Annotated in this window: 12 protein-coding genes and 1 tRNA gene; 8 read left to right on the top strand and 5 right to left on the bottom strand. The window is 72.2% G+C overall.

The genetic code is table 11. The features are described 5' to 3' along the window. The first annotated feature begins 323 nt into the window (after positions 1-323). Both CH341_RS21980 and CH341_RS21975 read left to right on the top strand, forming a co-directional pair. Positions 324-1,091, top strand: coding sequence for a hypothetical protein (locus tag CH341_RS21980; protein ID WP_245431185.1), 768 nt, complete (start codon positions 324-326; stop codon positions 1,089-1,091). A gap of 85 nt (positions 1,092-1,176) precedes the next feature. Continuing rightward, positions 1,177-2,199, top strand: coding sequence for an LLM class flavin-dependent oxidoreductase (locus CH341_RS21975; protein ID WP_111421112.1), 1,023 nt, complete (start codon positions 1,177-1,179; stop codon positions 2,197-2,199). Between the two features lie 327 nt (positions 2,200-2,526). Here CH341_RS21975 and CH341_RS21970 read toward each other — a convergent pair. Further along, a tRNA-Leu gene (locus CH341_RS21970) sits at positions 2,527-2,613 on the bottom strand. Positions 2,614-2,852: 239 nt separating this feature from the next. On the opposite strand from CH341_RS21970, the gene CH341_RS21965 reads away from it, so the two are divergent. Both CH341_RS21965 and CH341_RS21960 read left to right on the top strand, forming a co-directional pair. Further along, positions 2,853-3,836 (top strand): complex I NDUFA9 subunit family protein, encoded by a 984-nt coding sequence (locus tag CH341_RS21965; protein ID WP_245431184.1) that lies wholly within the window; start codon positions 2,853-2,855, stop codon positions 3,834-3,836. 46 nt (positions 3,837-3,882) lie between these two features. After that, positions 3,883-5,028 (top strand): alpha-hydroxy acid oxidase, encoded by a 1,146-nt coding sequence (locus CH341_RS21960; protein ID WP_111421111.1) that lies wholly within the window; start codon positions 3,883-3,885, stop codon positions 5,026-5,028. A 22-nt stretch (positions 5,029-5,050) separates the two neighbouring features. On the opposite strand, the gene CH341_RS21955 is transcribed toward CH341_RS21960, so the two are convergent. Continuing rightward, positions 5,051-5,527, bottom strand: a complete 477-nt coding sequence (locus CH341_RS21955; protein ID WP_245431183.1) for a GNAT family N-acetyltransferase — start codon at positions 5,525-5,527, stop codon at positions 5,051-5,053. A gap of 156 nt (positions 5,528-5,683) precedes the next feature. Between CH341_RS21955 and CH341_RS21950 the strand changes: the two genes are divergently transcribed. Continuing rightward, entirely contained in the window at positions 5,684-6,052 is a 369-nt protein-coding gene (locus tag CH341_RS21950; protein WP_111421109.1) for a YoaK family protein, read from the top strand. A 166-nt stretch (positions 6,053-6,218) separates the two neighbouring features. On the opposite strand, the gene CH341_RS21945 is transcribed toward CH341_RS21950, so the two are convergent. The 3 genes from CH341_RS21945 to tsaD form a co-directional block, all read right to left on the bottom strand. After that, the gene (locus CH341_RS21945; RefSeq protein ID WP_111421108.1) at positions 6,219-6,641 is read right to left on the bottom strand and encodes an EVE domain-containing protein; all 423 of its coding nucleotides are present in this window, start codon (positions 6,639-6,641) and stop codon (positions 6,219-6,221) included. 154 nt (positions 6,642-6,795) lie between these two features. After that, entirely contained in the window at positions 6,796-7,785 is a 990-nt protein-coding gene (locus tag CH341_RS21940) for an NAD(P)H-dependent glycerol-3-phosphate dehydrogenase (RefSeq protein WP_111421107.1), read from the bottom strand. A 10-nt stretch (positions 7,786-7,795) separates the two neighbouring features. Next, entirely contained in the window at positions 7,796-8,878 is a 1,083-nt protein-coding gene (gene tsaD, locus CH341_RS21935; protein WP_111421106.1) for a tRNA (adenosine(37)-N6)-threonylcarbamoyltransferase complex transferase subunit TsaD, read from the bottom strand. A gap of 120 nt (positions 8,879-8,998) precedes the next feature. Here tsaD and hemC point away from each other — a divergent pair, with 120 nt between their 5' ends. From hemC to CH341_RS21920, 3 genes are all read left to right on the top strand, one after another. Beyond that, positions 8,999-9,937, top strand: a complete 939-nt coding sequence (gene hemC, locus CH341_RS21930) for a hydroxymethylbilane synthase (RefSeq protein WP_111421105.1) — start codon at positions 8,999-9,001, stop codon at positions 9,935-9,937. A 14-nt stretch (positions 9,938-9,951) separates the two neighbouring features. Then, the gene (locus CH341_RS21925) at positions 9,952-10,650 is read left to right on the top strand and encodes a uroporphyrinogen-III synthase (RefSeq protein WP_170149755.1); all 699 of its coding nucleotides are present in this window, start codon (positions 9,952-9,954) and stop codon (positions 10,648-10,650) included. A gap of 451 nt (positions 10,651-11,101) precedes the next feature. After that, on the top strand, positions 11,102-11,282 hold a 181-nt coding region (locus CH341_RS21920; protein WP_146604571.1), incomplete at its 3' end, for a hypothetical protein.

The following is an 11,282-nucleotide window of genomic DNA, read 5'->3' as shown; positions in this document are numbered from 1 at the left end:
CGGCGCTCCGCGCCGTCCCGGAATGACCAATGATGCAAAGCCCTCGCCTGCGCGGACGACGACGGTCGATAGGCTGTCCCTTCTGCATGTCCGAGATCCGTGGCGGAGCAGTCGTGCCCTCGCGGAACTCTCTCGGTCCAAATCGTTTGTTCCTTCGCTTGCGCGGAGTCTCACGTCGTCGCGACAGTCGACGTGACAGTGCGTTCTGTCAGATGAATCTGACAGAACGGCCACGACAAAAGATTTCGCTGGCGCGCACGCATCCGGCACGTCATGTGCAACGTAATCGAAAACGTCATCGCCCCCGACCGGAGCCGACCCCCATGCTCGATCGCGTGACCTCCTTCACCCCGCACGGCGAGCCCGATCTCGACGCCTCCGATTTCGAATCCTGGAGCACGGCCGAGCTGAAATCGCGCCTGCTCGCGCTGGTGCACGGGCGCCACGACGCCAGGCAGAGCGAGAAGCTGGCGCTGCTCGACAGCGAGCTGATGCCGCTGTTCACCGCGCTGGCGCGCCGCAACCCGACGCCGCGGGTGGAGGATCAGGTGGTCGCCGTGCAGGGCGTGTGGACGCCGGCGTGGTCGACCATCCCGTTCCACGACGCCATTCCGGGCCGCGTGTTCGACCAGTCCTATCAGATCTTCCGGCACGACGGCTTCTACGCCAACATCGCGCATCACGTGCCGGGGCAGCGCGGCGGCCTGATGGAGAAGCTGCGCTCGGTGCTGGCCGGCGCCAATCTGATGATCATCCAGAAATACGACGTGGCCGAGGGTCGCTGGCTGATCCGCAACATCGGCATCGAGGTGGCGGTGGTGCGGGCCGATCGCGATCTCGACATTCCGGCCGCGCAGGCGTGGTTCGCCGAGGTGATGGCCAAGAAGGGCGATCGTTATCAGGAGGCCGCCGACCTCGGCACCCCCGACCTCTCCGCCCTCGACGCCGCCGCGGCCAAGAAGCTCGGCAAGACCTTCAAGGCGCAGCCCGAGATGGCGAACATCTACATGGACGCGGATCTGCGCCTGGTCACCAGCCGCCGCGAGGCGAACCAGCGGCCGTCCTGGACGATCGGCGTGCGGCGGGCGTGACGCATCCGCGGGCTCCGGGATTTCCTGAAACGGGTCGGCCGGGCTAGGCTGCGCCGACCCGCCCTCCCGGACCAGCCCCGCGCCCATGAAAAAAATCGGCTTCCTCTCCTTCGGCCATTGGACTCCGTCGCCGCGCTCGCAGACGCGGTCGGCCGCCGACGCCCTCCTGCAATCGATCGAGCTCGCGGTCGCGGCCGAGGAGCTCGGCGCCGACGGCGCCTATTTCCGCGTGCATCACTTCGCCCGTCAGCTCGCCTCGCCGTTTCCGCTGCTCGCCGCGATCGGCGCGCGCACCAGACGCATCGAGATCGGCACCGCCGTCATCGACATGCGCTACGAGAACCCGCTCTACATGGCCGAGGACGCCGGCAGCGCCGATCTGATCGCCGGCGGCCGCCTGCAGCTCGGCATCAGCCGCGGCTCGCCCGAGCAGGTGATCGACGGCTGTCGCTATTTCGGCTACGCGCCGGCCGAGGGCGAGAGCGACGCCGACATGGCGCGCCGCCACACGCAGGTGCTCTTGGACGTGCTGCGCGGCGAGGGCTTTGCCAAGCCCAATCCGCGGCCGATGTTCCCGAACCCGCCCGGCCTGCTGCGCGTCGAGCCGCATGCGGAGGGCTTGCGCGACAGACTCTGGTGGGGCGCCGCAACCGACGCGACGGCCGAATGGGCGGCGCGGCTCGGCATGCATCTGCAGAGCTCGACCTTGAAGATCGACGAGACCGGCGAGCCGTTCCACGTCCAGCAGGCGGCGCAGATCCGCCGCTTCCGCGCCGCGTGGGCGGAGGCCGGCCACACGCGGCCGGCCCGCGTGTCGGTGTCGCGCAGCATCTTCGCGCTGGTCGACGATCGCGACCGCAGGTATTTCGGTCGCAGCGGCGACGGCGAGGATCAGATCGGTTTCCTGAGCGAGACCGAGCGTGCCATCTTCGGCAGGAGCTACGCGGCCGAGCCCGACGTGCTGATCGAGCAGCTCCGCGCCGACGAGGCGATCGCCGCGGCCGACACGCTGCTGCTCACCGTGCCGAACCAGCTCGGCGTCGACTACAACGCCCACGTGATCGAGGCGATCCTGACTCACGTCGCGCCCGGCCTGGGCTGGCGCTGAGGCGCCACGCGCGGCCGTCCACGCGGCCGGATGCGACGTCAGGGCCCGCCCGGGACTTGTCGCGTCATCCCGAGCAACCCGGTGTCGGCCCGCGCCACACGACCACGTCCGACCTCATGGTGAGGTGCGAGCGGAGCGAGCCTCGAACCATGTGGCCGCGGCGGCGGCCGCCCCCGCCCTTCGAGACGCGCCTTCGGCGCTCCTCAGGGTGAGGGCGGAAGGACGCTTCGACTCGATGATGTCTGCGCGAACCCTAAGCTCGGCCGCCCGTGTCCGGGCTCCGGCGATCGTCTCGTCTGTTCGGGAGATCAGACGCTTGGGCTGGGCTGGTGCCCAGGAAAGGACTCGAACCTTCACGGCCGTTAAGCCACTGGCACCTGAAGCCAGCGCGTCTACCAATTCCGCCACCTGGGCCCAAGGGCGCCACATAAGGGAGCGGGTTCCCGCTTGTCAACGCCGGAGGCGGGGGCCAGGGCCGCGAGTGTCGCAATCGCGTCATGCGTGGCGGTTCGGCCGCATCGGGAGGGACCGGCCGGCCGTCCGCGGCGCCCCCTCCCCTGTACAGCCGGGCCGCCATCCCGTATGACGCCAGCACGGCTGTCCGTGCCGGTTTCGGCATGGGTTCCCACCGCATCGCAGGAGATCCGGCGGCCATGGCGATGTCCTCTCCGACGTCCACGTCCGACACCCTCGTCACCATCTTCGGCGGCTCCGGATTTTTGGGGCGGCACGTGGTGCGGGCGCTGGCGCCCGAGCTCTGGCGCATGCGGGTCGCGGTGCGCCGCCCCGATCTCGCCGGCCACCTGCAGCCGCTCGGCCGGGTCGGCCAGATCCACGCCGTGCAGGCGAATCTGCGCAACGCCGAATCGGTCGAGAACGCGGTGCGCGACGCCGACGTGGTGATCAACCTGGTCGGCGTGCTGTTCGAGAGCGGCAAGCAGTCCTTCGAGGCGGTCCATGTCGAGGGCGCCGCCAACGTGGCCCGGGCGGCGGCGGCGCGCGGCGCCCGGCTGATCCACGTCTCGGCGATCGGCGCCGATCCGGCGGCCTCGGCGCTCTATGCCCGCACCAAGGGCCGGGCCGAGGAGGCCGTGCTGGCCGCCGCGCCCGACGCCGTCATCCTGCGCCCCTCGGTGATCTTCGGGCCCGACGACGCCTTCTTCAACAAGTTCGCCGCGATGGCTCGCATCGCCCCGGCCCTGCCGCTGATCGGCGGCGGCCGCACCAAATTCCAGCCGGTGTTCGCCGGCGACGTCGCCGAGGCGGTCCGCAAGGCGGTGGACGGCGAGGTCGCGCCCGGCGTCTACGAGCTCGGCGGGCCGGACGTCGCCTCCTTCAAGGAGCTGATGCGGCTGGTGCTCGACATCACCCAGCGCCGCCGGCTCCTGCTGCCGGTGCCGTTCTGGGCCGCCAAGCTGCTGGGTCGCGTGCTGAGCATCCTGCCGACCCCGCCGCTGACGCCCGACCAGGTCGAGCTCCTGAAGACCGACAACGTCGTGTCCGAGGCGGCGATCCGCGACAATCGCACCCTCGCCGGGCTCGGCATCGAGGCCCGCACCATGGCGGCCGTGGTGCCGTCCTATCTGTGGCGCTTCCGCAAGACCGGCCAGTTCAAGAGCCGCCGCAGCCTCGCCTGATCCGGCCGCCCGGCCGCGCCCCCGCACGGTTGGAGTGCCCGATCCGATGACCCCGATCACCTGCGTCGCGGATCTGCGCGACGTCGCCCGCCGCAAGGTGCCGCGCGCCCTGTTCGGCTATGTCGACTCGGGCTCCTACGACGAGATCACCCTACGGGCCAATGCGGCCGAGCTGGCGCGGCTGCGCTTCCGGCAGCGCGTGCTGGTCGACACCGCCGGCCGCAGCATGGCGACCACGCTGCTCGGCCGGCCCGCCGCCATGCCGGTGGCGATCGCGCCGACCGGCCTCACCGGCCTGATCCGCGGCAACGGCGAGATTCTCGGCGCCCGCGCGGCCGAGGCGGCCGGCATCCCGTTCTGCCTGTCGACCATGTCGATCGCCACCATCGAGGACGTCCGGGCGGCCACCACGGCGCCGTTCTGGTTCCAGCTCTACGTGCTGCGCGACCGCGACTTCTCCCGCGCCATGATCGAGCGGGCGCGGGCGGCCGAGTGCCCCGTGCTGGTCGTCACGGTCGACCTGCCGACCCGCGGCCAGCGCCACGCCGATCTGAAGAACGGCCTCACCGTGCCGCCGCGGCTGACCTGGCGCAACGCCTTCGATCTCGCCACCAAGCCGGCCTGGGGGATCGGCGTGCTGCGCGGCAAGCGCATGACCTTCGGCAACATCGAGGCCTATCTGAAGGACAAGGTCGGCCTGATGGGCGCCGGCGAGTGGTCGTCGAATCACTTCGACCAGACGCTGAGCTGGCGCGACATGGCGTGGATCCGCGACCTGTGGCCCGGCAAGCTGGTGCTCAAGGGCATCCTGGATCCGGCCGACGCCGAGGAGGCGGTCCGGATCGGCGCCGACGGAATCGTGGTGTCGAATCACGGCGGCCGCCAGCTCGACGGCGCCCCCGCCACCATCACGGTGCTGCCCGAGATCGTCCGCGCCGTCGGCGACCGCATCGAGGTGCTGTTCGACGGCGGCATCCGCTCCGGCCAGGACGTGATGCGGGCGCTGGCGCTCGGCGCCCGCGGCTGCCTGATCGGCCGCGCCTGGCTGTACGGGCTCGCCGCCGACGGCCAGCGCGGCGTCGCCGCGACGCTCGACCTGATCCGGCGCGAGCTCGACATCACCATGATGCTCACCGGCACGCAGGATCTTCGCGCGGTCGGCCGCGACGTGCTGTACGATCCGCCGGCGTGACCGGCGGCGCCGGACGGGCCGCCTACGGCGACAGCCGTCGCACCATGAAGCGCGCCGTGGCGCCGTAGCTGGCGAGCTTTTCGGCGAGCGCCGGATCGGCGACCACCGAAAAACCCTGCCGCCCCCAAAAGCCCGTCGAGCCGCCGACCGCGACCAGCGACATGGTCGTGAAACCGGCCGCCCGCGCCTGCGCGGCCAGGTGGGCGACGATCGCGGCGCCGGCGCCGCTGCCGCGCGCCCCCGAGAGCAGCGCGAGGTCGTGCAGGTACCAGGTCTCGGGTGTGTCCGGCAGGGCGCCGAGCAGGCTGTCCAGCGCCGGCGGGCCGCCCGACCACGGATGGCTCACCACGTAGCCGGCCAGTCCGGCGGCTCCGTCCAGCACGCGGCAGCCGGCCGGGACGAGCCGCAGTCGCTCGGCGAACACGGCGCGGTCCTCGGGATAGTCGGGATGCACCTCGGCGGCGACGGCCAGCACGGAGGCGAGGTCCGCCTCGGCCATCGGTCTCCATCCGGGCGCTTCAGGGATCGTCTGATCGGGCATAACGAACGTCGTGGCTGGTGGGACGCGCCGGGTGGCGCGATGATGGTCCGCATTTTACCGCTGCGCGGCGTTTCGCCACTGGCAGGATGCCGGCGGCCGACCACATCCTACGCCATGAGCCAGAATCGATCAGACGAGTCTCGTCCCGACCGGTCCGAGCGCCCGCGCGCCGAGCCGGAGATCATCCCGCCGGGCGCCCCCGATCCGCGCCCCGCGGACCGCGAGGCCGGGCCCGAGGGCTTCCCGGGCGCCGTGTTCATCACGGTCGATCAGGACGGCCGCACCCGCTACACCAAGATCGAGCCGCCCGGCCCGCTGTCGATCGCGGTCGGCCTGTTGGTGCTGGGCGCGATCGTCGGCGCCATCCTGCTGGTGGCGCTCGGCATGGTGCTGTTCTGGGTGCCCGTGATCGTCGTCACCATCGCGGTGCTGCTGTTCTCCAGCTACCTGAAAGCCGTCTGGCGCCGCTTCATGGGGCGCTAGCGTTTTCGACAGCCGATCAGAACGGCTGCCTCGCCCCTCATGGTGAGGAGCGCTCCAAAGGAGCGCGTCTCGAACCATGTGGCCACGCTGGGGCCACCCCGCCCTTCGAGACGCGCCTTCGGCGCTCCTCCGGACGAGGTGGATCAGCGCTTCGCGATGTCCGCTTTCACCCCTTCACCCCGCCCATTTTACAGATCACCTTCCACTCCGCCGCCGTGACGGGCTGGACGGAGAGGCGGGACTGCTTGAGCAGCGCCATCTCGGCCAGGCTCTTCTCGGCCTTGATGGCGGCGAGCGTCACCGGGGTCGGCAGCGGTGCGACGGCGGCGAGGTCGACCACCACCCAGGGGTCGCCGGGCTGCGCGGTCGGGTCCGGATAGTGCTCGCGGACGATCTCGGCGATGCCGACGATCCGCTTCTCGTCGACCGAGTGATAGAAGAACGCGCGGTCGCCCGTCTTCATCTTCATCAGGTTCAGCTTGGCGGTGTGGTTGCGCACCCCGGTCCACGGCTCGCCCTTGTCGCCGCGCTTCACCTGGTCGTCCCACGACCAGGTCGAGGGCTCGGACTTCACCAGCCAGTAGGCCATCGAAGGTTCTCCCGCCATTTGCCCCGTCATTCCGGGACGGTGCGAAGCACCGGACCTGGAATCCAGCCGCGATGGTCGAGCTTGCGGCTGGATTCCGGGTTCGCGCGTTCGGCGCGCCCCGGAACGACGATCTGCATCGTCACGTCTCGCACCGTCAGTGCTCCGCCCGGAACGGCCGGGTCATCAGCGCCTCGATCGCCTGGTCGACGCTGAGGCGGCCGTCCAGGACGGCGGCGACGGCGCCGGCGATCGGCATGTCGACGTCGCGCTCGCGCGCCATCTCGACCAGCACGGGCGCCGTGAAGGCGCCTTCGGCCAGCAGCCCGCTGTGCCGCGCCTCGGCCGGCGACAGCCCCTCGCCGATGGCGACGCCGAGCGAAAAGTTGCGCGACTGGCGGCTGGAGCAGGTGAGGATCAGGTCGCCGAGGCCGGACAGGCCGGTGAGCGTCTCGGCCCGGGCCCCGTAGGCGCGGCCGAAGCGCATCAGCTCGGCGAAGCCGCGCGTCGTCAGGGCCGCCTGGGCGCTGGCGCCGAGCCGCCGCCCGCGCACGATGCCGACCGCGATGGCGAGCACGTTCTTGGCGGCCCCGCCGATCTCGACGCCGCGCGTGTCGGTCGCGTGATAGGGCCGCAGCGTCGTGGTGCCGAGCGAATGGGCGAGCGCGGTGGCGACCGCCTCGTCAACGGCTGCCAGCGTCACGGCGGTCGGCAGGCCGCGGGCGACGTCGGCCGCGAAGCTCGGGCCCGACAGGATGGCGGGCGTCGCCGCCGGCAGGCTCCCGGCGATCACCTCGGTCATGAAGCGCCGGGTGCCGCGCTCGATGCCTTTGGCGCAGGCGACCACCGGGGTGCCGGGCCGCAGCACCGGCGCGAGCGTCGCGGCGACGGCGCCATGCGCCTGCGCCGGGACCACCAGCAGCACGGCGTCGGCCTCGGCGGCGGCCGCCGCCCCGGTGGCGATCGCGATCGCCGGGTCGAGGGCGACGTCGGGCAGATGCGGCGAGGCCCCGGCCGCCCGGATCGCGGCGGCCGCGGTATCGTCGCGGGCGATCAGCACCACGCTGCGCCCGGCCCGGGCCGCCACATTGGCGAGCGCGGCCCCCCAGGCGCCGGCCCCGACCACGGCGATGCGCTGATACGTCATGGCAGCGGGATCATGCGGAGACGGGGTCGCCAGTGAGGCCGAGGCCCGGCTCGGCGGGCTTGCGGACCCGGTCGAGCGGCCAGCGCGGCTTCGGCGCGGTGTCGAGCGTGTCGGTGAGGCCGTAGGCGAGCCGCTCGGCCCCGGCCCAGGCGATCATGGCGCCGTTGTCGGTGCACAGCTCGGGACGCGGCAGCACCAGCACGGTGCCGCCGTCGAGCGCGCTGGCGTTGAGGAGCTTGCGGATCGCTTGGTTGGAGGCGACGCCGCCGGCCGCCACCAGCGCCATCGGCTGGCCGAACTTTTCGCGGAACAGCCTCAGGCCGGCGCGCAGCCGGTCCTTCACCATGTCGGCCACCGCCTGCTGGAAGGAGGCGCACAGGTCGGCGACGTCCTGGTCGGACAGCGGCGCGCATTTCTCCGCCTCGAGCCGCAGCGCGGTCTTCAGGCCGGAGAGCGAGAAGTTCGCGTCGGGCCGCCCGACCATCGGGCGCGGCAGCGCGAAGCGCTCCGGATCGCCGTCGCGGGCGGTGCGCTCGACCGCCGGGCCGCCCGGATAGTCGAGCCCCAGCACCTTGGCGGTCTTGTCGAAGGCCTCGCCGATGGCGTCGTCCAGCGTGGTGCCGAGCCGGACATAGTCGCCGACGCCGAGCACCGCGACGATCTGGGTGTGGCCGCCCGAGGCGAGGAACAGGCAGTAGGGGAACGGCAGGTCGTTGGTCAGCCGCGCCGTCAGCGCGTGGGCTTCCAGGTGGTTGACGGCGAGCAGCGGCTTCTCGTGGACGAGGGCGATCGCCTTGGCCGTGGTCAGGCCGACGATCAGCCCGCCGATCAGGCCCGGCCCGGCCGCCGCGGCGACGCCGTCCAGGGTGGTGAAGCTGCGGCCGGCCTCGCGCATCGCCTGGGCGATCAGCCCGTCGAGGATCTCGACATGGGCGCGCGCCGCGATCTCCGGGACCACGCCGCCGAAGGCCGCGTGCTCGTCGATCTGCGAGAACACGACATTGGACAGAATCCGCCCACGGCCGTCGTCGTCGCGCTCCACCACGGCGGCGGCGGTCTCGTCGCAGGTCGTCTCCAGCCCGAGAACGATCATGGATACCGGCGACTACTCACTTCGCCTCCGTCCCCTTCCCTTGCGCAGGAGGCGCTCCTATAAGTCCTTCTGCGCAAACCCGCTTCTATTTAGGGCTTCGGCGTAGCATTGTGAGGTCCCATGGCGCAATCCTCGTCCCGGCCGTTCCTCCGGATCGGCACCCGCGGCAGCCCCCTCGCTCTCTGGCAGGCCAACGAGACGCAGCAGCGCCTCGCCGCCGCGCACGGCGTCCCGCGCGACGCGATCGAGATCAAGATCATCAAGACGTCCGGTGACATGATCCAGGACCGGCCGCTCGCCGAGGTCGGCGGCAAGGGCCTGTTCACCAAGGAGATCGAGCAGGCGCTGTTCGACGAGAGCGTCGATCTCGCCGTGCATTCGTCCAAGGACATGGAGACCAACCTGCCGGACGGGCTGGTGCTCACCGCCTGCCTGCCGCGCGAGGACGTCCGCGACGCCTTCATCTGCAAGCGGGCCGAGACGCTGGCCGGGCTGCCGCCCGGCGCCGTGGTCGGCACCGCGTCGCTGCGACGGGGCGCCATGGTCAAGCGCCTGCGGCCCGACCTGCAGGTCGTCTCGATTCGCGGCAATGTCGACACGCGCCTGCGCAAGGTCGAGAGCGGCGAGGTCGACGCGACCCTCCTGGCCTTCGCAGGCCTCAAGCGGCTCGGTCTCGCCGACAAGGCGACGTCGCTGTTCGACATCGCCGTGTTCCTGCCCGCGGTCGGCCAGGGCGCCGTCGGGATCGAGTGCCGGGAAAACGACACCCGCACCCGCGAGCTGCTCGCCGCCATCGACGACGGCGTCACCCGCACGGCGCTGACCGCCGAGCGGGCGTTCCTGCGGGCGCTCGACGGCTCCTGCCGCACCCCGATCGCCGGCCACGCGACCGTGTCGGGCGACCGGCTCGCGCTGCGCGGCCTGATCGTCAAGCAGGACGGCAGCATCGCCCACGAGACCTCGCGGGAGGGCGCGGCGGCCGACGCCGCGGCGCTCGGCGAGGATGCCGGTCGCGAGCTGAAGGCGCGCGGCGGGCCGGACTTCTTCGCGGCCTGCTGACCCGGGAGGCGGGCGTGCGGCTCCTGGTCACGCGGCCGGATCCGGACGGCGCCCGCACGGCCGCCGCCCTGCGGACCCGTGGCCACGACGTGCTGGCCGCTCCGCTGCTGCGAATCGAATCGGTCGCCGACGCGGCGATCGGCGACGGTCCGTGGGCCGCCGTGGCCCTCACCAGCACCAATGCGATCGGCGCCATAGTGTCGCATGAGGGACTCTCCGGAGTCCCGGTGTTCACGGTCGGCGGCCGCACCGCGCGCGCGGCCCGCGACGCCGGGCTGACCGCGGTCCGCTCCGCCGAGGGGGACGTCGCGGCGCTCGCGGCGCTGATCGCGGCCGAGTGCGCCGGGGCGCGCGATCCGGTGCTCTACCTCGCCGGCGAGGACCGGGCCGGCGATCTCGAAGGCTTGCTGGCCGGGCACGGCCTCGCGGTGAAGACCGCCGTGGTCTATCGCGCCGTGACGGAGAGCCGTTTTCCGGACACGGTGCGGGCGGCGCTGGTGTCCGGCGCGGTGGACGCGGTCCTGCACTACTCGCGCCGCACCGCCGAGGCCTTCCTGGCCGCCTGCGCGGTCGACGGGCTCGATGCCGCGACGCTGCGCATCCGCCATCTCTGCCTCTCGCCCCAGGTCGCCGCGGCGCTGCGCGAGGCCGGATCGAAGGATGTGGTCGCGGCGCCGCGCCCGGACGAGGCGAGTCTGTTCGGACTTCTTTAGCGATGCCGCGGCGACGCCCGGGAGGGCGTTGTTGCCGTCACCAAACCGGCGCAGTATGCCGGTGTTATCCGCATTGTCGCGGAATGGTCCGCAATTGCCGCGGGAGAGGTGGATGGCCCAAGACAACAAGACGCCACCGAAGGACAAGCCCGACAATCGAACCCCGCCGCCCCCCGAAGGGGCGAAGCCGCGCGACAGCGCCGAAGCGCGGGCCGCCGCCGGCAGCCCCGCGACACCGGCCGGCACGGCCGCCTCGTCCAGCTCTGCCGCCTCGGCCGGTTCCGCCGGCCCAGGCCCGTCGAGCCCGACCGCTTCGGCCGGCGCGGCCACCCCACCCGGTGCTGCCGGACAGCCCGGCGCCGCCGGGCCGAAGGGCGCCGATACCGCAGCCGCCGCTCCGCCGGCCAAGGAAACCCGACCCGCCCCCGGTCCAACCCGAGAGGACACCGCGATGGCGCGGTCGACGCGCACCCCGTCGAGCTTCGGCTCGATGATGACGGCCGGAGTTCTCGGCGGCGCCGTGGTGGCGCTCGCCGCCGGTGCCGCCTGGGTCACCCTGAAGCCCACCGACGATGCCGGCAGCGCGACCAGCGCCAAGGTGGCGGCCCTGGAGCTGCGGGTCGGCGAGCTGG

Origin of the sequence: Rhodoplanes roseus (assembly GCF_003258865.1) — a bacterium.
Classification (GTDB): Bacteria; Pseudomonadota; Alphaproteobacteria; order Rhizobiales; family Xanthobacteraceae; genus Rhodoplanes; species Rhodoplanes roseus.
Note: the sequence above shows the minus strand (reverse complement) of the source record. Positions and strands in the feature narration are given on the sequence as shown.